Annotated in this window: 18 protein-coding genes; 8 read left to right on the forward strand and 10 right to left on the reverse strand. The window is 60.4% G+C overall.

Annotated elements, in window-relative coordinates:
* Window positions 1–31 precede the first annotated feature (31 nt).
* Window positions 32–406, forward strand: a complete 375-nt coding sequence (locus tag SIC14_RS04200) for a hypothetical protein (RefSeq protein ID WP_412564579.1) — start codon at window positions 32–34, stop codon at window positions 404–406.
* Between the two features lie 21 nt (window positions 407–427).
* Here the strand turns inward: SIC14_RS04200 and SIC14_RS04205 are convergent, their stop codons facing one another.
* The 4 genes from SIC14_RS04205 to SIC14_RS04220 are packed head-to-tail and all read right to left on the reverse strand — an operon-like array spanning window position 428 to window position 7,105.
* Entirely contained in the window at window positions 428–2,476 is a 2,049-nt protein-coding gene (locus SIC14_RS04205) for a hypothetical protein (protein ID WP_412564580.1), read from the reverse strand.
* A complete protein-coding gene (locus SIC14_RS04210) occupies window positions 2,473–5,226 on the reverse strand; it encodes a DUF4159 domain-containing protein (RefSeq protein WP_412564581.1) in 2,754 nt (917 codons plus the stop codon). The genes SIC14_RS04205 and SIC14_RS04210 overlap by 4 nt, the downstream gene beginning before the upstream one ends.
* On the reverse strand, window positions 5,226–6,101 hold the full coding sequence (locus tag SIC14_RS04215; RefSeq protein WP_412564582.1) for a DUF58 domain-containing protein: 876 nt from the start codon (window positions 6,099–6,101) through the stop codon (window positions 5,226–5,228). Before SIC14_RS04215 ends, SIC14_RS04210 begins: the two co-directional genes overlap by 1 nt.
* Window positions 6,098–7,105, reverse strand: coding sequence for an AAA family ATPase (locus tag SIC14_RS04220; RefSeq protein WP_412564583.1), 1,008 nt, complete (start codon window positions 7,103–7,105; stop codon window positions 6,098–6,100). The genes SIC14_RS04215 and SIC14_RS04220 overlap by 4 nt, the downstream gene beginning before the upstream one ends.
* Window positions 7,106–7,173: 68 nt before the next feature.
* On the opposite strand from SIC14_RS04220, the gene SIC14_RS04225 reads away from it, so the two are divergent.
* The 3 genes from SIC14_RS04225 to SIC14_RS04235 all read left to right on the forward strand — a co-directional run bounded on the left by SIC14_RS04225 (window position 7,174) and on the right by SIC14_RS04235 (window position 8,929).
* Window positions 7,174–7,764 carry a DUF1285 domain-containing protein gene (locus tag SIC14_RS04225; protein WP_412564584.1) on the forward strand — a complete coding sequence of 197 codons (591 nt, stop codon included), beginning with the start codon at window positions 7,174–7,176 and terminating at the stop codon, window positions 7,762–7,764.
* Window positions 7,765–7,865: 101 nt separating this feature from the next.
* The gene (locus tag SIC14_RS04230) at window positions 7,866–8,246 is read left to right on the forward strand and encodes a VOC family protein (RefSeq protein ID WP_412564585.1); all 381 of its coding nucleotides are present in this window, start codon (window positions 7,866–7,868) and stop codon (window positions 8,244–8,246) included.
* Window positions 8,246–8,929 carry a helix-turn-helix transcriptional regulator gene (locus SIC14_RS04235; RefSeq protein ID WP_412564586.1) on the forward strand — a complete coding sequence of 228 codons (684 nt, stop codon included), beginning with the start codon at window positions 8,246–8,248 and terminating at the stop codon, window positions 8,927–8,929. The genes SIC14_RS04230 and SIC14_RS04235 overlap by 1 nt, the downstream gene beginning before the upstream one ends.
* Window positions 8,930–8,933: 4 nt before the next feature.
* On the opposite strand, the gene SIC14_RS04240 is transcribed toward SIC14_RS04235, so the two are convergent.
* Together SIC14_RS04240 and SIC14_RS04245 are read right to left on the reverse strand one after the other, a co-directional pair.
* Complete coding sequence (locus SIC14_RS04240; protein ID WP_412564587.1) at window positions 8,934–9,815, reverse strand: acyl-CoA thioesterase; 882 nt, start codon at window positions 9,813–9,815, stop codon at window positions 8,934–8,936.
* A 159-nt stretch (window positions 9,816–9,974) separates the two neighbouring features.
* Window positions 9,975–10,928, reverse strand: a complete 954-nt coding sequence (locus SIC14_RS04245) for an ABC transporter ATP-binding protein (protein WP_412564588.1) — start codon at window positions 10,926–10,928, stop codon at window positions 9,975–9,977.
* 76 nt (window positions 10,929–11,004) lie between these two features.
* Here SIC14_RS04245 and SIC14_RS04250 point away from each other — a divergent pair, with 76 nt between their 5' ends.
* The 3 genes from SIC14_RS04250 to polA all read left to right on the forward strand — a co-directional run bounded on the left by SIC14_RS04250 (window position 11,005) and on the right by polA (window position 14,830).
* On the forward strand, window positions 11,005–11,187 hold the full coding sequence (locus SIC14_RS04250) for a zinc-finger domain-containing protein (protein ID WP_412564589.1): 183 nt from the start codon (window positions 11,005–11,007) through the stop codon (window positions 11,185–11,187).
* 31 nt (window positions 11,188–11,218) lie between these two features.
* Window positions 11,219–11,923, forward strand: a complete 705-nt coding sequence (locus tag SIC14_RS04255) for a TIGR02117 family protein (protein ID WP_412564590.1) — start codon at window positions 11,219–11,221, stop codon at window positions 11,921–11,923.
* A gap of 96 nt (window positions 11,924–12,019) precedes the next feature.
* Window positions 12,020–14,830, forward strand: coding sequence for a DNA polymerase I (gene polA / locus SIC14_RS04260; RefSeq protein ID WP_412564591.1), 2,811 nt, complete (start codon window positions 12,020–12,022; stop codon window positions 14,828–14,830).
* Window positions 14,831–14,990: 160 nt separating this feature from the next.
* Here polA and SIC14_RS04265 read toward each other — a convergent pair whose 3' ends face one another.
* The 3 genes from SIC14_RS04265 to SIC14_RS04275 all read right to left on the reverse strand — a co-directional run bounded on the left by SIC14_RS04265 (window position 14,991) and on the right by SIC14_RS04275 (window position 17,499).
* On the reverse strand, window positions 14,991–15,458 hold the full coding sequence (locus SIC14_RS04265) for a DUF1203 domain-containing protein (protein WP_412564592.1): 468 nt from the start codon (window positions 15,456–15,458) through the stop codon (window positions 14,991–14,993).
* A 71-nt stretch (window positions 15,459–15,529) separates the two neighbouring features.
* Window positions 15,530–15,913, reverse strand: a complete 384-nt coding sequence (locus tag SIC14_RS04270; protein WP_412564593.1) for an HIT domain-containing protein — start codon at window positions 15,911–15,913, stop codon at window positions 15,530–15,532.
* An 8-nt stretch (window positions 15,914–15,921) separates the two neighbouring features.
* Window positions 15,922–17,499, reverse strand: coding sequence for a DUF5928 domain-containing protein (locus tag SIC14_RS04275; RefSeq protein ID WP_412564594.1), 1,578 nt, complete (start codon window positions 17,497–17,499; stop codon window positions 15,922–15,924).
* 155 nt (window positions 17,500–17,654) lie between these two features.
* On the opposite strand from SIC14_RS04275, the gene SIC14_RS04280 reads away from it, so the two are divergent.
* Entirely contained in the window at window positions 17,655–18,473 is an 819-nt protein-coding gene (locus SIC14_RS04280) for a sulfotransferase family protein (protein WP_412564595.1), read from the forward strand.
* Window positions 18,474–18,527: 54 nt separating this feature from the next.
* Here the strand turns inward: SIC14_RS04280 and SIC14_RS04285 are convergent, their stop codons facing one another.
* Complete coding sequence (locus tag SIC14_RS04285; RefSeq protein WP_412564596.1) at window positions 18,528–19,133, reverse strand: TetR/AcrR family transcriptional regulator; 606 nt, start codon at window positions 19,131–19,133, stop codon at window positions 18,528–18,530.
* Between the last annotated feature and the right edge of the window lie 53 nt (window positions 19,134–19,186).

Here is a 19,186-nt window from a genome sequence, read left to right on the forward strand (position 1 = left end):
GTTTGATCCGCACGCTGCTATGATGCCCCGCATGACACGACACTTCCTCCCTTTCCTTGGTGCCATTGCCGCTGTGATGCTGGGCACGGCCGTTGCCTTTGCGGATCCGCCTGAAATTGTAAACGTCAGCGCCGAACGTTCCGGCATGGGCTGGCGCATCGATGTGACCCTGCGCCACGGCGATACCGGCTGGGACCATTATGCTGACGGCTGGGAGATTTTGGACGCCAATGGCAAACGTCTGGGCCTGCGCAAGCTGATGCACCCTCATGTGGAGGAACAGCCCTTCACCCGCTCTTTGCGTTCCGTGATGGTGCCGGATGGCACCAGCGTCGTCTATATCCGCGCCCGTTGTTCCTCTGACGGCTGGCATTCAGAGAAAGTTGCAGTGCAGCTGGGCTATTAGCCCCAAAGGACTAGGCCCACGTTAGCGTCGCCCCTCACGCAGCCATGCGGCCAGCATCAGGCCCAAAACAGCCAACATCACCAACCAGGGTGGCAACAGCGGCAGCCGTGTGACGGCCGTGGTTTCTGCCGCATTGCGCGGGGTGATCCCCAGCCACCCCCGCCCCGAGGCCGGACGACCAGCACGTACATCACGAATGTCCGGCGTGCCATCGACCATCGGCCAGACACCCCCACGCATCTGCGCAATCACCGGCGTCAGGGGATTGGCAGAGGCAATTGTCTGTTCAAACTCGCGCGGGGCAGCAGGGCCAAGACCTATCACGGCCTCCACCTCGCCCTCGCGCAGACGGTAGAGCCCAATTTCCGGCCCCTGATAAATCGCCTCCAAGGCACCTGGAGCGGTTTGTTCCAACTCTAGAGTCACCTCTTCGCCTGACGGGGTGACAACCGTCAACGGCCCAACCTCTTCACCCAAGGTGCGGCGCAGGATACGCATTTCCTGACCAACCGCGGAGGCGGTGAGGGTCTCCTCCTCCAGCTCGGGTTCTTTCATCATCCAATGCGCCAGTCGCCGCAGCAGTTCGGCCTGCGGTCCGCCGCCTTCAAAACCGCGATCCCACAGCCAGGCCTGATCCGAAGCCAGCAACGCAATCCGCCCGTCGCCCACCCGATCAAGGATAAGCAGCGGGGCCTCCTCCACCCCCGACATCACCACATCACCGCTTTCCGATGTCAGCTCCACCTGCCGCAACCAACGGCCCCAATCCGGACCATCGGGCGCTTGCAGCCCCGCGGTGACCGGATGCCGTTGTCCCAAATCTGTAACCGCAGGTGGGTAGCCTTCGTCAATGACCCGCGCGGTGGGGCGGCCCGGCAGGATGGTGCCCAAAGGCGAGCGATAGAGCGAGTCTGCGCTGGCAAAGTCAGGCCCCGCAGCCACCAGCACCGCCCCCCCATCGGCCACGTAGCGCCGCACGTTTTCCAGATAGATCGACGGCAGGATGCCGCGCCGTTTGTAGCGGTCAAAGATAATCAGATCGAAGTCATCGATCTTCTCCAGAAATAGCTCGCGCGTTGGGAAGGCGATCAGGGACAGCTCAGCCACGGGCACGCCGTCTTGTTTTTCAGGGGGGCGCAGAATGGTAAAATGCACCAGATCCACGGAGCTGTCGGACTTCAACAGATTGCGCCAGGTGCGGCCGCCGGGATGAGGTTCGCCGCTGACCAGCAACACCCGCAGCCGATCACGCACGCCGTTGATCTGCACAATCGCGGCATTGTTTCGGTTGGTCAGTTCCCCCGCCGCTTCAGGCACCGCAAATTGGATCACATTGCGCCCGCCGTGTTGCAGGGTGATCGGCAGCTCAAAGGTCTCCCCCAAAGGCACCGCAGCCACAAAAGGCTCGTCCCCATCGATGGACAGAGACAGCTCAACCAAACCGCCGATAGTTGGCGGATTGCCCTGATCCTCGACCCGCAGCGACAGCACCACAGGTTCGCCGAGTATTGCAAAAGCCGGGGCATGTTCGACAATCAAGCGCCGGTCCCAATCGCTGGGCTGGCCGCTCTGGATCAGATGCATGGGGGCTGGCAGGTCCGGCAACCGGTCCAGATCATGCACCCGCCCGTCACTAAGGGCAAAAACACCGGCGATACGGGCGCTCGGCTCTTCGGCAAGGGCGTCATTGAGGGCGCTCAACAGCAAGGTGCCGCTGTTGTCGGAGCCGTCTTTCACCTCAATCCGGCGCACCTCGGTGTTGGGGCGCGCCATCAACGTGGCCTCCAACGTTTCCGCCGCTGCGGCCGTTTGGGCGGGACGGTCGCTCAATCCTTGACTGGAAGACTGATCCACCAGCATCAGCACAATATCCGACAGCGCCGCCCGTTGTTCCTGCCTGAGGGAAGGGCCAGCAAGGGCTGCGATGACAACAAGCCCCGCCAGCATTCGCAGCGCCCAACCGGACAACCCGCGCCAATAGGCCAGCACAGCCGCCAGCAGAACCACAAGGCCAAGTGCCGCGAGCATCGCTAAGGGCAAAAGAGGGTCAAAGGTGATCTCAGAACTCATTGGCCCAACCTGTCCAGCAGCGCAGGCACATGGACCTGATCCGATTTATAATTGCCCGTCAGCACATGCATGATCAGGTTGACGCCAAAGCGGTACGCCAGCTCGCGTTGACGTTCGCCGGAAAAGCCGCGTCCGATTGGCACCAGCACATTGCCCCGGGTGTCCATCGCCCAGGCCGCCGCCCAATCATTGCCTCCAATCACCACCGGCGTTACCCCATCGTTGAGGTTTCGAAACGGCATGCCCTCCACCCGTTCAGCGTCAGCAGGTGCCGCTTCTACCCAGATATCACGCCCGGTGTGGCGGCCCGGAAAGTCCTGCAACAGGTAGAAGGTGCGGGTCAGCACGTGATCCACCGGCAGCGGCTCCAATGCGGGAATGTCCAGCGGCTCGGCCAGACGCCGCAGCTTGCGCCCGTTGGGGCTGGAAGTGCCAAACCCCGCCATGTCGGCATCACGGGTGTCAAACAGGATCATACCGCCAGAACGCAGGTAACGGTTCAGCCGCGCATAGGCCTCTACCGTCGGGATCGGCTGATCCTCGGTGATGGGCCAGTAAAGAAAGGGGAACAGCGCCAGTTCATCCCGTTCCAGATCCACACCGGTGGGGGCAGCAGGCTCTACCGAGGTGCGGAAGAACAGTGTTTCACTGAGCCCTCGAAGGCCCGCTTCGGAAAGACTGTCAACAGTGGCATTGCCGGTGCGCACATAGGCCAGTGAAAGTTCCGCCGTCGCGCGTAAGGCAAAGGCATCGTCGGCGCGACTTTGCTGCGGAAACGCCAATGGCAACACCAGCAGAACCAGCATGGCTAGGCGCAGGTTCAGCCGACCGGACAGCGCAAGGGCTGCAATCACATCCAGCAGCAACAACACCAGTGCAAACCCCAAAAGATACCCAGCCAGCGGCATCGGCTCGGCCCGTTCCAGTCCTTCGACCTGCACCGAAGCCGGCCATTCCGCCGCCATCAGAACATCGCTTTCCTGCATCACGTTGCGGGCCAGACTGCGGGTTGGTCCCTGATACAGCCCCGGATGCAGCTGCGGCCCCAGCGGGGCGGCCACCAGATCTTCGCCTGCGACACCCGGCAGGTTGCCTGCGTCGCGCACCCGGCCAAACCCGTCCAGCACCTTCTGCGGCTGCCAGATTGTGCCGGCCAGATCCGCCGCATCCGGCTGGCCGTTGACCGAAGACACCGCCAGCCGGTCCAGCATCCGCACAAACAGCCCTGACAAAGGCAGCGAGGACCATTCGGCATTGGCTGAGACATGCACCAGCACCACCTGTCCCTGCCCCAACTGTTTGCGGGTCACCAAAGGGGTGCCATCACTCAGCTCCGCAATCACCCGCTCTGACAGGCTGGGATCAGGCTGCGCCATGACCTGTGCGGATATGGCCACCTCTTCGGGCACAGGCAGGCCATAAAACGGGCTGCTGTCTTTGAACGGGGCAAGGGTTTTCGGCTGGCCCCAGCTCATGGCACCACCTACGGTGCGCCCGCCAGAGCGCAACCGGACCGGCATCAGTGGATGTTCTTCGCTGCGGGAGATGTCACTGGCCGCCAGCCGGGGACCGGCAAAGCGCAGCAACAGACCGCCCGCCTCTACCCATGTGATCAGCTCGGATTCTTCACTCGGTGTCATCTCGGCGACATCGGCAAGGATGATGACGTCTGGATTGGCAGGAATCACATCTTCGATCGCGCCATCCAGCAGATCCGCAGAAGGCGCCAGCGCCTGATGCAGATAGTGCAGTGGCGACAGCAGCTCGAGGCCTTCACGGTCCTCACGCCCGGTGATCAGCGCCACCTCTCGCCGGCGCAGGCTGTCGTCGCTTTGCACCACGGTTCCGGCGCTGCGGGTGGATTGCAGATCAAACCGGCTGACCCGCGCGCGCAGTTCGGCAGGCAGCGACAGGCGCACCTCAGCGGTCTCTTCATCGGCTGCAAAGCGCAGCGGAACCGTGGCCAAGACCCGTTCAATCCCTGCCGGATCGCGCCCATGTGCGCGCACCAGGTGTTCTGCAGACAACCCCAACCGGCTGCGTATGGACGAAATCACAATCTCTCCGTCGTCAAACTGGGGCGGGAAGAGCGCAAGGGCGGCAGCGCCACTTTCGAACACGGTAACTTGCCCCTTGGCTTCAAGCGCGACCAAGACATCCGCCTGCCCGTCATAGGACAGGCCATCTGAAAACCAAAGGGTTTCAACCGCCTCCAGCGCATCAATAATGGCGCGGCTGCGGGACAGAGTTTCAGCGTTCGGTGCCCAGGGGTGAGGGACCACACCCTCCAATTGTGTTTTCAACACATCTGCGGGCTGGAACAGCAACGGGCGCGGATCACTCAGCGACAACAGCGCTGCGGTGCGGCCCTGACGCCCTGCCTCGGCCAACAGTTGTTCGGCCAGTTCCATCCGGCGCGGCCATTCTCCCGCACCGGCCCAGCTGGCATCCAGCACTATCAGCACCGGACCTTCCTCGGACCGTTCCACCGGATCGGGGTTGAGCACGGGACCGGCAAGCCCGACAATCACCGCCGCCGCGGCCAGCATCCTCAAGAGGATCAGCCACCACGGCGTTTTGTCCGTCACCGTGTCATCGTCACTGAGCCCCAATAGCAGGATCACACCGGGAAAACGCCGCCGGATCGGTGCGGGTGGCACGGCGCGCAGCAGGAACCACAGGACCGGCAGCACCGCCAGGGCCCAAAGCAACCACGGTGTGGCAAAGCCGATTTGCGCCAATGCTCCCATCAACCGGTCCCCCGATTGATGGCCTGCCACAGCCAGAGCAGCGCGGCTTGTGCCGTTTCGTTGCTGTGGTGCAAATGATATTGCCAGCCCGTTGCGCGGCACAGTTGAGCCAGTTCATCTTTGCGGGTGGCGAGCCGGGTCAGGTAACGGTCCCGCAATTCCCCTGCCTTCAAGGTTTCATGCGACAGCGTGCCGCCCATGCTTTCAAATATCGTGCGGCCCTGAAAAGGGAACGCTTCTTCACTGGGGTCCAGCACCTGTAACAGCACGCCGCGCACGCCACGATCCGCTGCTTTGGTCATGGCCTGCTTCAGTGGGGTTAGGTCGCCCATGAAATCCGACACAAACAGCGCCCGCGCTTGAGGCAGCATCGCTTTGGCTTCGGGAACGCCATAATCTTCTGCCGCATCGGTGCTGAAAAACTCGGCCAGCCGCAGGATCTGATTGTTGCCGCGTCTGGGCGGCAACAGCGTGCCGGTCAAACCAACACGTTCGCCGCCGCGGATCATCAAGATGGCCGCCGCCAAAGCAATCAGGCGGGCGCGGTCGGCCTTTTGTGGTAAATCCTTGCCAGAAGTAAAACGCATCGAGGCCGATTGATCGACCCACAGCATCACACTTTGCGCAATCTGCCATTCCCGTTCCCGCACAAACTGCGCATCCCCGCGCGCCGAGCGGCGCCAGTCAATCATGCGGCGGCTGTCACCGGCCTGCACCGGACGGTATTGCCAGAAATCATCGCCCAAGCCCGCCCGTCGGCGGCCGTGTTCCCCCAGAAGCACCGTACCGGCCAGCTGTTCTGCCCGCGCCAGCAATGGCGGCAACGTGGCCGCCTGTTCTTCAGCCCGAGCCCGGAGGGTGAGTGAAGGTGTCACGCAGCCACCTCAACGCGGGTGGTGCGCTGGACGGTGGTGGCAATCAGATCGGCCAGACTGTCGCCCCGCGCTCGGGCGGCAAAGTTCAGCGCCATCCTGTGGCTGAGCACCGGCAGCGCCATCGCAGCCACATCCTCGACCGAGGGGGCAAGCCGCCCCTGCAACATCGCCCGCGCCCGCACCGTCATCATTAGGGCCTGCGCCGCGCGTGGACCCGGCCCCCAAGCCACGGTTTCACGCACCCGCGCGTCTGCCGTGTCATCTTCGGGGCGGAAGGCACGGACCAGATCCAGAATCGCCTCTACCACGCTGTCGCCCACCGGCATCTGCCGCAGCAGAGCCTGCGCGCGGATCAACTCAGCAGCGGTAAAGACCTCATGCGCCGTGTCCTCTTCCAGACCGGTGGTGGCCATCAAAATGTCGCGTTCGGTCGCGCGGTCGGGGTAATGTACGTCGATCTGCACCAGAAACCGGTCCAGCTGCGCCTCTGGTAAGGGATAGGTGCCTTCCTGTTCAATCGGGTTCTGCGTTGCCAATACGTGGAAGGGTGGGTCCAAGGGCCGGTCTGCCCCCGCAACGGTGACATGCCGTTCCTGCATCGCCTGCAACAGTGCGGATTGGGTCCGCGGCGAGGCGCGGTTGATCTCATCCGCCATCAAAAGCTGACAGAATATCGGCCCCGGCACGAATCGGAACGACCGTTTGCCATCGCTGTCGGTGTCCAGCACCTCCGATCCCAGAATGTCCGCAGGCATCAGGTCCGGGGTGAACTGGATGCGGTTGCCGTTGAGGCCCATCACCGTGCTGAGCGTGTCCACCAACCGCGTTTTGCCCAAACCTGGCAGACCTATCAGCAGCGCATGACCGCCACACAGCAAGGCCGAAAGCGTCAGGTCGACAACCTGTTCCTGTCCGATGAAGCGACGGGTGATGGATTGCTTGGCCTCTGCCAGCTTTGCCTCTACCGCTTCGATTTCGACCACCAGGTCGGCTGCATCACTCATGGTCAAACACTCCTCTCGGCACTATCTTTGATTTAACTCTATCGCGGCAAAATCAAATGGCAAAAGCAATGAGCGAACAAATGCGTGTGATCCCTTCGGCAGATGGCATCGCCAAAGCGGCAAAAGCGGCCAGCAAAGGCAAGGGTCTGCCCCCTGTGCACCTGTGGAATCCCGATTTCTGCGGTGATCTGGATATGCGGATTGCACGAGACGGCACCTGGTTCTACCTCGGCACCCCGATTGGGCGGCCTGAATTGGTGCGGCTGTTTTCCACCATTCTGCGCAAGGATGGCGACAAGTACTTCTTGGTGACGCCGGTGGAAAAGGTCGGCATCACGGTGGATGATGCGCCTTTTGTGGCAGTAGACTTCACCGTCTCAGGCGAAGGCCGTGATCAAACACTGACTTTTGCCACCAATCTGGGCGACGAAACCACCGCCAGTGCTGAGATGCCGATCCGCGTGATCCGCGATCCCGAAACGGGCGAACCCTCGCCCTATGTTCTGGTCCGTGCCAATCTGGAAGCGCTAATTGACCGCAAAAGTTTCTATCGACTGGTGGATATTGGCAGCCATGAACCCCACGAAGGTGAGGATTGGTTTGGCCTTTGGTCCTCGGGGCAATTCTTCCCAATCATCCCCTCGGCAGAATTGGGCTAGCCCCCTTGAAATTTTCCGACCAGACCTGACATGCTCCTGACAGTATGCTGTCAGGAGGGCTGTGTCATAGAGCCTCCATCATTCATGAAGGAGCGATTGATATGACTGCATCCGATACCCCCCGCCAGATCCTAGTCTGGGCCGAGATCCCCGTCAGCGACATGGAAAAAGCGATGGCCTTTTATGCCAAGGTTTTCGACTATGAGATGACTTTGGACACCAGCGGCCCGAATCCGATTTCCTTTTTCAACAACGACATGAACGGCACCGGCGGCCACCTCTACCCCGGCAAACCCGCTGCCGAAGGCCAAGGCCCAACCGTGCATTTGCAAATTCCTGACACGCTGGAAGACGCCACCAAACGGGTGACCGAGGCCGGCGGCACCCTGATCGGCGGCCCTGTGCCGCTGCCGGTGGGCCGGTTCCACTATGCGCAGGATCTGGATGGCAACTCCATCGGCCTGTTTGAGGTCACTGCCTGATGCGCCGCGCCGACCGCCTGTTCCAGATCGTGCAATATTTGCGCGGCGGGCGGTTGGTGACGGCTGCACAACTGGCTGAAAAACTGGAGGTCACGCCGCGGACAATCTACCGCGACGTGGCCGACTTGGTCGGCTCGGGCGTACCAATTGAGGGCGAGGCGGGCGTCGGCTACCTGATGCGCGACGGTTATGACCTGCCGCCGCTGATGTTCACCTCGGATGAAATTGTTTCGCTGGTGGCAGGGGCGCGGCTGATCCGCGCCTTTGGCGGCGCCCGCATGGCCGCCGCCGCCGAGGAAGCGCTGATCAAGATCAACGCTGTGCTGCCCGAAACCGCCCGTGCCCGCTCAGAAGCGGTGCGGGTCCATGCCATCAACGGGCAGGAAACCGATCACGTGCTGCGCGCCCGCATTGATCAGGTCGAACGGGCCGCCAATGATCACATCTTGCTGGACATGCAGTACGCCGATGAAGACCAGCGCCCCTCTGAACGGCGGGTGCGCCCCTTGGGTCTGTGGTTCTGGGGCAAGGTCTGGACCATGGTCTGCTGGTGCGAATTGCGCCAGGACTTCCGGATGTTCCGGCTGGACCGTATTGAAAACCTGATCGAAGCGGGCAAGTTCAAACCCAAGCCGGGCCAGACCCTGCGCGACTATTACCGCCGCGACAGCTTCCACGACTAGCGGCCTAGTCGCGCGGTTTTACTTCCCGCACCAGACCTTCTTGCGCGGTGCTGGCCACCAGACGCCCATCCCGGCTGAAGATCTGCCCCCGGTTAAATCCGCGTGCGCCACCCGTCCAGGGACTGTCCATCGAATAAAGCTGCCACTCATCCATGCGGAAATCATCATGGAACCAGACCGCATGATCCAGACTGGCAAATTGCATATCCGGATCAATGAACGCTTTGGCCCAGGGCAGAACGGATGTGCCCAGAAGGCCAAAATCCGACACATAGGACAGCGCCGCGCGATGCATCGCCACCGTGTCGCCCAGATCCCCACGAATGCGCATCCAGATGTGCTGCAACGGCCCTTGCGCTTCCCGGGTGAACGGGGGGCGCAGCCCCACCGGGCGCAACTCGATCGGACGTGGTGAACGCAGCCAGGCCAGATAGGCCTCAGGCAGCTGATCGGCAAAACGTTCGCCCAGCTGCACCTCATTTTCCAACTCTTCCGGCGCTGGCACATCCGGCATGGCAGACTGCTGAAACAGCCCCTCCTCCTTCACATGAAACGAGGCCGCTAGGTTCAGGATTGGTTTGCCAGACTGCACCGCGATCACCCGACGGGTGGCAAAGCTGCGGCCGTCGCGGTCCCGCTCCACCCGGTAAAGCACCGGTTTGGTCGCATCGCCGGGGCGCATGAAATAGGCATGCAGGGAATGCACCGGGCGCTCTTCACCCACGGTTTTGATCGCCGCCATCAGCGCCTGCCCGATCACCTGCCCGCCAAAACTGCGCCCGCGCCCCTGCGGAGTGGCCATGCCACGAAAGAAATTGTCCTCCACCGCTTCGACCTGCAAGAGGTCATGCAGCCAGCGTGACAGCCCGTGTTCGTGATCACCCATTTTCGCCAATCCTTTGTTGCGGCCCCATTGCACGGCAATTCGCGCCGCACTGCAAGCCGCGACGTTGCGGCCCGCGGCGGGTGCGGCGCATCGAGTATTTAAGGATCATTGAAAGCGGCTTTCATCTTGCCACAAATACTCAAACGCCGCGCGCTACCCTCAGCGCGATTTGGTCAACTCGAGGAACACATCCTCAAGGTCTGCTTCTTCAATCCTAAGGTCGCGGATCTGCACACCTGCGGCCCGCGCCACCGCCAGGATCGCTTCGGCCGAATGCTGTTTTGCGTGGTAGGACAGCGCCAGTGCCCCGTCGGGACGGATCTGAGCGGTGATGCCTTCGGCCTCTGGCAACTGGGCGACGGGGGCTTCTGGATGGATCACCATGGTTTTGGCGTCCATCTGGCCCATCAGATTGACCTTGCTGTCGCGTGCCACCACCTCGCCCTGATTGATGATGGCGATCTCGTCGCACATCTCCTCGGCTTCTTCCAGATAGTGGGTGGTGAGGATGATGGTCATCCCGTCCTCATTCAGCTTGCGCACATTGGCCCAGAGCATCTGACGCAGCTCGATGTCCACCCCAGCGGTTGGTTCGTCCAGCACCAGAATATGCGGCGCGTGCACCAGTGCCTTGCCCAACAAAAGGCGGCGTTTCATCCCGCCGGACAGGGTGCGGGCATAGGCCTCGGCCTTATCTTCTAGCCCGATCAGACGCAGAATTTCGTCACTGCGGCGGTCCACTTTGGGCACCCCGTACAGGCCCGCCTGCACCTCCAGCGCGCCACGCGGGCTGAAAAACGGGTCCATGTTCAGCTCTTGCGGCATCACCCCGATCGAGGCCCGCGACTGTCGCGGATTGACGTCCTGATCAAAGCCCCAGATTTTCACCTGACCTGCGGTTTTGGTCACAAGCCCGGCCAGAATGTTGATCAGGGTCGATTTGCCGGCCCCATTGGGACCCAGAAGCCCAAAGACCGAACCACGCGGAATATCCAGGTCAATGCCTTTGAGCGCCTGTTTCTCGGGCTCGCCCTTGCCGCCACGATAGGTCTTTTGCAGACCCCGGATTTCGATTGCGTTTTCAATCGCCGTTCCATTCGCATTGTCGCTCATGGCTGCCCTTGCCCCTGCTGGTGTGATCGCTCATAACTGCACCTAGATGTTTTGCAGCCAAAAGGAAACGTCCCAGATGACGACCCAAGCGCCAGAGACCAAGATTGTCGAAACCTCCAAAATCGCCTGTGACGGCGGCGAAGGGGCCCTGGGTCATCCGCGCGTCTGGCTGCAAATTCCCGCGGAAGAGGGCTTTGTGGAATGCCCCTATTGCGATGCGAAATACATCCTGAAGGGTTCTGCCGCGGATCAGAGCTGATCTGGGGATGCGCCGCTGAAGGGTCCCCGACATGGCGCTGCTTTCTCGATTTCTCAAACTAACATTGGGCAGTTTGGCCACCCTTTCCGCCTTGGTGATGTGCTACCTTGCGGCAGGTTTGGTCGGCGGCGTTCTGGGCGGCAGCACCGCGTCCCTTGAGGCAACAGGTGATCAACACACCGTCACAATCGGCTTGGCCGCGGGACCGATCCACAATGATTTCTTACTGCCGCTGAACGCACAGACGCAGGCTCGCTTTGCCTTTCTGGAACCACATGACATCCCGGTCAACCATCCAAATGCCGAATGGCTGATGCTGGGGTGGGGCGCACGTGAATTCTACACCTCTGTCGGCACTTACAGCGACGTGTCGCTCAGTGCCTCTGCTAAGGCCATCTTTGGCGACACTTCCGTGATGCGGGTGGACGTGCTTGGCGCAATTGGCAGACCAGATGTTGTCCGCTGGTTGCACATCAGTCTGCCCCAATATGAGGCCCTGCTGTCCGGCATCAAAAACAGCTTTGATCCAGCCCTGACGCCAGTGCCAGAACTGCCCAAGACACAGGGCCATTTCTTTGCGGCACAGGGGGCGTTCAACCTGTTCAACACCTGCAACACCTGGGTCGGCAAACGCCTGCGCGCAGCTGGCATCCCCTTTGGCGCCTGGACGCCCATACCGGCCTCGATCTCTCTCTCGCTCTGGCGGTTTCATCCAGACAAAACAGCCGGAAAGTGAGCAGCGCCCCCTAGCCGCCGGACGTGATCCATGCGACTACTGGCGCAGGACATAACTAGAACACCTCTGGTGTTCCTCTAGCGCGCGGAGACCCCCATGAGCACCGAATTCGGCAAAGGTTGCCACCTGCATCTGATCGACGGCTCGGCCTTTATCTTCCGCGCCTATCACGCTCTGCCGCCGCTGACCCGGAAATCGGATGGGTTGCCAATTGGGGCCGTTGCGGGGTTTTGCAACATGCTGCACCGCTACGTGGAGGGCAACACCGGTCCCGACGCGCCGACCCATGTGGCGGTGATCTTCGACCATTCGGGCAAGACCTTCCGCAACGACCTTTTTGATCAGTACAAGGCCAACCGCCCGCCCGCACCCGAAGATCTGCGCCCACAGTTCCCGCTGACCCGTGATGCCACCCGTGCCTTCAATATCGCCTGCAAAGAGATCGAGGGTTTTGAGGCTGATGACATCATCGCAACCCTTGCCTGTCAGGCCCGCGAGGCAGGTGGCCGTTGCACCATCATTTCCTCGGACAAAGACCTGATGCAGCTGGTGGGCGACGGTGTGGAAATGCTGGACGCAATGAAGAACAAACGCATCGACCGTGACGGGGTGCATGAAAAATTCGGTGTCGGGCCAGAGCGGGTGGTCGACGTGCAGGCCCTGGCTGGCGACTCGGTCGACAACGTACCGGGCGCGCCGGGGATCGGCATCAAAACAGCGGCGCTGCTGATCAATGAATTTGGCGATCTGGAAACCCTGCTGGACCGCGCCGATGAGATCAAACAGCCCAAACGTCGCCAGACCCTGATCGAAAAACGTGACCAGATCGAGATGAGCAAGAAGCTGGTGCAGCTGGATTGCGAGATGGAGCTGGACTTCACCCTCGATGATCTGGAGGTGAAGGATCCGGTGTCAGAGGAGCTGATGAACTTCCTGGCCGAGATGGAGTTCCGCACCCTCACCAAACGCATCGCGGAACAGTTGGGCGTAGAAGCCCCCACAATCAACGACACCCCACAACAAAGCGCTGCGGCGGCTGGCGACGTGGAAGAACCCGCCGAGCTGCCCTTCGATCCCGAGGCCTATACCTGGGTCAAAGACGCCGAAGGGCTGCAGACCTGGATCGACGCCGCCTACAAACACGGCTATGTGGCGGTGGATACGGAAACCACCGGTCTAGACGAAATGCGGGTGGATCTGGTGGGCATCTGCCTCAGCTCTGAGGCGGGGCAGGCCTGCTATGTGCCGCTGGCGCATAAGGCTGGATCCGATGATCTGTTCGGCACCGATCAACTGGCCGAGGGGCAGATGCCCTTGGACGCAGCACTGGCGATGCTGAAACCGATGCTGGAGGATGAAAGCATCCTCAAGATCGGCCAGAACATGAAATACGACGCCAAGATGTTCTCGCGCTATGGGATTGAGGTGGAACCGATCGACGACACCATGCTGATCTCCTACTCGCTGCATGCAGGGATCCACGGCCACGGCATGGACGCACTGTCCGAACGCTACCTGAACCACACGCCGATCCCGATCAAATCGCTCTTGGGCTCTGGCAAATCCGCCATCACCTTTGACCGGGTGCCGATTGAGGACGCGGTGAAATACGCCGCCGAAGATGCCGACATCACCCTGCGTCTGTGGCAGAAGTTGAAGCCGCAGCTGCACCTTGAACAGGTCACCAAAGTCTATGAAACGCTGGAACGCCCGCTGGTCCATGTGCTGAAAGACATGGAAATGACCGGCATTAAGGTCGACCGTGACGCGCTCAGCCGGATGTCCAACAGCTTTGCCCAGAAAATGGCCGGTTATGAGGCTGAGCTTTATGAGCTAGCGGGTCATGAATTCAACGTCCAGAGCCCCGCTCAGGTCGGCAAAATCCTGTTTGAAGAGATGGAGCTGGAAGGCGGCAAGAAAACCAAAACCGGCCAGTGGTCCACCCCTGCCGACGTGTTGGAAGATCTGGCCAACGAACATACCTTTGCCCGCCGCGTGCTGGATTACCGTCAGCTGCAAAAGCTGAAATCAACCTACACCGACGCGCTGCAGGATCACATTCACCCCGATACGGGCCGGGTCCATACCTCCTACCTGCAAAGCGGCGCCAACACCGGCCGGATGGCCTCAAACGATCCGAACCTGCAGAACATTCCGGTCAGGACCGAAGAGGGCCGCAAGATCCGCGAAGCCTTTGTGGCGGATGAAGGCAAGGTGCTGCTGTCGCTGGACTACAGCCAGATCGAACTGCGCATCCTGGCGGAAATGGCGGGGATCGACGCGCTGAAACAGGCGTTTAAAGACGGCCATGACATCCACGCGATGACGGCTTCGGAGATGTTTGACGTGCCGATGTCTGAAATGACACCAGAGATCCGCCGCCAGGCCAAGGCGATCAACTTCGGGGTGATCTATGGCATCTCGGCCTTTGGTCTGGCGCGCAATCTGCACATCCCAAGGGGTGAGGCGCAGGCCTTCATCACCCGCTACTTCGAACGTTTCCCCGGTATTCGCACCTATATGGATGACACCAAGGCATTTGCGAAAGAGAACCTCTACGTCCAGACGCTCTTTGGCCGCAAAATCCACATGCCGGAAATCAACGCCAAAGGGCCCCGCGCTGGCTTTGCCCAACGGGCGGCCATCAATGCGCCGATCCAAGGCACCGCAGCCGATGTGATCCGCCGAGCCATGATCCGCATGCCCGCCGCGATCCAAGATCTGCCGGCGCGTATGTTGCTGCAGGTGCACGACGAACTGATCTTCGAGGTAGAGGAATCCGCCGCCGATCAGGTGGTGGAACGCGCTCGCGAGGTGATGGAAGGCGCTGCCGCCCCTGCGCTGCATATGTCCGTGCCGCTGGTTGTCGATGCAGGTCGCGGCGCCAATTGGGCCGAGGCCCACTGATCCTATCACAAAAACGCCCCGCTGACCTCAGTGGGGCGCTTTTACTTTTATACCTCCGGCGGGGATATTTACCCCAAGAAGCAAGCCGTTTCTCATTGGTCCAAATATCCTGGGGTGAATGGGTTCAAAATCCCATTTTGGACACAGAGGGGCAACGCCCCTAGGCCTGCCGTTCGATCCTCAGGTGATAACAGTTGTTGCTGGCGGAACGGACATGCAAATAGGCAATGTCTTCCCGTGCCAGCAGGGTTTCGGCAGCGGCTGGGATCTTGGATGTGTCCACCACAGCGCCGCTGCCATAGACAATCCGGTTGTCGGCCGAGTAGCCACGCAGGATATATTCAGGGCTTTGCAGGAAGGCGGGAAGCACTGTTGTAGCGCCCCGTTTACAGGCCTCAGCGCAAAGGAAAATCGGACCCTGTTCGGCATAGGGCTGCGCCTCGGGGAAGGGGCGGTGGCTGAGGATCAGGAACTCCTGCCCTGCGGGGACAATGTCCATGCAGTGGCGGCAGGGCACACCTTGTCCGTCGCTGAGGGCGCGTTCGGGCGGGTGTCCATTGGCATCTGCGCCGCCCTGTTGATAATGACGGGCGATTTCGGTGGGCAGGGCTTGGTAGGCAAGGGGCATATCGGGAAAACCTCCGTTTCGGTTGGTTTTCCCTAGCGGGCCACGCCGCGGCTCCGCGATCCGTTTCGTGCTTAATCCACCTTCGGCAGCATGCGGCCCAGCCAACGCCCGCCCAGCACATGCACATGGAGATGCGGCACTTCCTGCACACCGTTTTCCCCCGCGTTCGAGATCACGCGGAACCCCTCGCCACCTTCACCCGGCTGGACCTCCAGCATTTTGCAGACCTCGCCCACCGCACGGGTGAAGCCGACAATTTCGGCCTCCGAGGCGTCCAGCGCGAAATGGTCGTAGCAGACGTAAGGGCCTTTCGGGATCACCAGCACATGCACCGGCGCCTGTGGCTGGATGTCATGGAAGGCCAGCGCATGTTCGGTTTCCAGAACGGTTTTGTTCGGAATCTCACCGCGCAGAATTTTGGCAAAGATATTTTGGTCGTCATAGACGTAAGCCATCGGGCACCTCAGTCGGAAAACAGATAGTCGATATTCACAATGTCATGCGCTTTGCCATCGGGAATGGCAAGGAATTGGGTCAGGGCGCGAATGTGGTCCTCTTGCCCGTCCTGTTGGCGCAGATGCAGGTGATTGGCGAAATTTGCATCCCGGATCTGATCACTTTCAAAAGCCAGATCATGGCGGATGGTGGGCAGCAGACGTTCCAGCGTTTCCTGCGGTGTCTGCTCCCCCGCCAATCCAATCCGGGTGGCGTGGCCTTTCAGGTAGCTGTCGGTGAACTCCACCTCGACCTCCAGCAGCCGGGTGGTGGAACGGTCGGCGCAGAAATCCTTCAACAGGTCCAGCGCGTCCGGGTCCAGACAGATGATCAGGCGGTCGGTCTCGAAGTAGTCAAACAGCATCCGCATCAGCGCGCGGCGGTGGCGGTGGCGTTTGCCAATGGTTTTCTGAATGCCGCCTAGGTCAGGCAGCGGCGTGCCTTCTTCGTTAAAAAGGTACTCGATGGCGGGGATATTGGTCTGTTGGCGGATCTGTTCCAACAGGCGTTTGGCCACGTGCCATTTCTTGCAGATCACAATCAGCAGTTCACGTTCCCGGCCCAGCGAGCTTTCGGTTTCCCAGAACCGCATGCCAAACCGGCGCCCGACACGGCCTCGGCCGGTCAGGAATTTGAACAGGCTGCGCCCCTCACCCGAGATCTTGAACTCCACCCCTTCGGCGGCATAAAGCGCACCCAAACGCGCCTTCAACTCACGTGCATCCGGGCTGATTTTTCGGGCAAACAAGAAATCCTGACTGAGCAGCATGTCGTAGTGATCGTTGTAAAATGTCACCGGCATCCCGTAGTCGGAAAACATCAGGAAAGTCAGGGTGCGGGTCTCAATCTCTTCTTCCGGGATCAGATGCCGCACCAGCGTCTGGAAGAAGGTTTCATCCGGAATCCAAGTGGTGCGGAAGAACGCCATGACGTCTTTGCGCTCGCGGGTGAAATTGACAATCCATTCAATGGTGCGACGGCGCAGACACCACCACTGACTGCCGATCTGGACCTGAATGTCTTCCGGAATCTCCCGTGTCAGACCCAGTTTTTTCTGCAGGTTATAGGCCCAGTAGTACCGTTTCGGCTGGGTGCGTTCGTTGAAGTAGTGCCGGTAGATCAGCCGGTCTTCCTTCATGCCGGTCTTGATCCAGTCGCTTTCGAAGAAATCAAAGCTCTCGATATAGTCGCGGTCGTTGCTGTCCAGAAAACTATGGATGTACTGCGCCGATTTGATCGCCATACAGTCGCCCGACAACATGTAAAAATGGGTGGCACGTGGAAAGGCCTCCAGCGCGGTTTCCACCGCGTTCAACGTGGCCTCAACCAGGGACCATTCGCCCCAGCCGCATTTGATCCGGCGTTTGGCACAGACCACACTGGGATTGTCCGAAAGCGCATCCTGAATCTGTTTGAAATGAGCCGGTTTGGCGCGGGCATCAAAATGGATCGACATATAGTCGCCCGCCGCCGTCAGCCGCTCCGCCTGCTGGATGATGGCCTCCGGGTCTTTATGGCACAACAGAATGAACGCAACTCTTGCCATTTTCGGAAACGATCGCCCCATTTTCTTACGATTGTTTACATAGATACGGCGGAACGGCGATTGAATAAACAGACTATCTTTGGTTTTGTGAACAAAAGCATAATGTTCGCCTCGCGTGCCCTTTGGGCCGGGGCATATTGAGGAGAAACAGTTCCATGGGATTTCCGGGCACCTGGATGACCGAAAGCGAAAGCGTGGTTTACCGCGTTGTTCCCAAATGCGCCTGTTCGACCATTGGCCAGATCATGTTCTATTCCGATCATGGCGAATTTTTTGACGGCGACATTCATGACGCCAAATCCGGGATGCACAAATGGGCATTCGAGGAAAGCCACGGCGCGATCAGCCACAATGTGCAGAGCCACCGCTCTTATGCGTTCACCTGTGTGCGCAACCCTTACACCCGCATCCTGTCGAGCTTCTTTGACAAGATCTGCGGCATTCAACGCAATGGCCGCCGCTATCGCGGCAACCTGGTGCCGATGCTGATCCAGAAATACGGCATCGAGGTTGGAGGGGATGACGGCAAACAGGAGTTTGACCAGATCGCCAGCTTCCGCCGTTTCCTGTTGTTTGCCCGCGACACCATCCGCTGGCGCAAACCGATGGACCCGGACATCCACTGGTCGGCCATGTCGGGCCATGTCTCCACCTTCATCGCCAACGGCGGGGAGTATGATCAGATCTTCTGGACCGAAGATTTCAACGGCGGCATGCAGCAGGTGCTCAACAACATCGAAACCGCCCATGCCGTTGATCTGACCCAGATCCCTCGGTTCAACGAATCCGAAGGCCACGGCCCGAAACGGGCCCATCCGGTGGAAGAATACTTCGACGACCTGTCGATGCATCTGGTCTATGAAATCTACAAACGCGATTTCGAATTGTTCAAATATGACTTCGAAAACCCAGGCAACAAGATGCCCATTGGCGAGATTGATCTGGATGAGGTCCACGCCAAATTGGGGGACTGACCCGCTGGCACCATAGACACTTGCACAGGCGGTCCTTCACCAGGGCCGCCTTTTCTATAGCGCCAGATAGCCAACAACGGCGCGATGAATGCGGTGGGCCAAAGCGTCGAAATCCGTCTCCCCTGCCTGCACGGCCGCCCGCGCCATACCGGCGCTGAGCGCCACCAGATCCCGCGCGGCCTCCTCCGGCGCGACCACGCCGATGTCCCTAAGCAAGGTGATCAACAGCGCGCCCACCCGTGCCTTGCCCTCAGCCACTTCCCCGGACATCGGCAACGCCTCCTCCACCATCTCCAGCACCTGCGCCAATTCGGGACTGCGGTCATGATGCCGGAGTGAGGCGCGCACCAGCCGATACACAAGATCCTGCTTCGACAGGCTGGCCGCCTCTGGCGCCTCCAGAACCGCCACCATATCGGTGAACATCTCCTCACGCAGCCCGCGCACCAGTTCGGCCAAGACTGCCTCTTTGCTGGGGAAATATTGGTAAAGCGATCCGATCGAAACACCGGCCCTTTCGGCCAGCGCATTTGTCGTCACCGCAGCCACGCCACCATGATGCAAAAGCTGAGTGCAGGCCTCAAGGATCGCCTGAAACGTGGCCCGCGACCGCCCTTGTTTGGGTTGTTTTCTTGGGTTCAGTGCAGCGTCTTGATCCATCGGCAAAAGGCGAGTTTTCAAATATGAGCGATGCCTCACATTATCAGACAGAA

Source organism: Thalassobius sp. MITS945101, from assembly GCF_047123305.1.
Lineage (GTDB): Bacteria > Pseudomonadota > Alphaproteobacteria > Rhodobacterales > Rhodobacteraceae > Thalassobius.

Coding starts and splice junctions, on each gene's coding strand:
- polA (WP_412564591.1), top strand. CDS start 12,020: ATGAGCACCGAATTCGGCAAAGGTTGCCACCTGCATCTGATCGACGGC.
- SIC14_RS04200 (WP_412564579.1), top strand. CDS start 32: ATGACACGACACTTCCTCCCTTTCCTTGGTGCCATTGCCGCTGTGATG.
- SIC14_RS04240 (WP_412564587.1), bottom strand. CDS start 9,815: ATGGGTGATCACGAACACGGGCTGTCACGCTGGCTGCATGACCTCTTG.
- SIC14_RS04270 (WP_412564593.1), bottom strand. CDS start 15,913: ATGGCTTACGTCTATGACGACCAAAATATCTTTGCCAAAATTCTGCGC.
- SIC14_RS04265 (WP_412564592.1), bottom strand. CDS start 15,458: ATGCCCCTTGCCTACCAAGCCCTGCCCACCGAAATCGCCCGTCATTAT.
- SIC14_RS04220 (WP_412564583.1), bottom strand. CDS start 7,105: ATGAGTGATGCAGCCGACCTGGTGGTCGAAATCGAAGCGGTAGAGGCA.
- SIC14_RS04225 (WP_412564584.1), top strand. CDS start 7,174: ATGAGCGAACAAATGCGTGTGATCCCTTCGGCAGATGGCATCGCCAAA.
- SIC14_RS04235 (WP_412564586.1), top strand. CDS start 8,246: ATGCGCCGCGCCGACCGCCTGTTCCAGATCGTGCAATATTTGCGCGGC.
- SIC14_RS04245 (WP_412564588.1), bottom strand. CDS start 10,928: ATGAGCGACAATGCGAATGGAACGGCGATTGAAAACGCAATCGAAATC.
- SIC14_RS04205 (WP_412564580.1), bottom strand. CDS start 2,476: ATGAGTTCTGAGATCACCTTTGACCCTCTTTTGCCCTTAGCGATGCTC.
- SIC14_RS04210 (WP_412564581.1), bottom strand. CDS start 5,226: ATGGGAGCATTGGCGCAAATCGGCTTTGCCACACCGTGGTTGCTTTGG.
- SIC14_RS04280 (WP_412564595.1), top strand. CDS start 17,655: ATGGGATTTCCGGGCACCTGGATGACCGAAAGCGAAAGCGTGGTTTAC.
- SIC14_RS04230 (WP_412564585.1), top strand. CDS start 7,866: ATGACTGCATCCGATACCCCCCGCCAGATCCTAGTCTGGGCCGAGATC.
- SIC14_RS04250 (WP_412564589.1), top strand. CDS start 11,005: ATGACGACCCAAGCGCCAGAGACCAAGATTGTCGAAACCTCCAAAATC.
- SIC14_RS04275 (WP_412564594.1), bottom strand. CDS start 17,499: ATGGCAAGAGTTGCGTTCATTCTGTTGTGCCATAAAGACCCGGAGGCC.
- SIC14_RS04285 (WP_412564596.1), bottom strand. CDS start 19,133: ATGGATCAAGACGCTGCACTGAACCCAAGAAAACAACCCAAACAAGGG.
- SIC14_RS04255 (WP_412564590.1), top strand. CDS start 11,219: ATGGCGCTGCTTTCTCGATTTCTCAAACTAACATTGGGCAGTTTGGCC.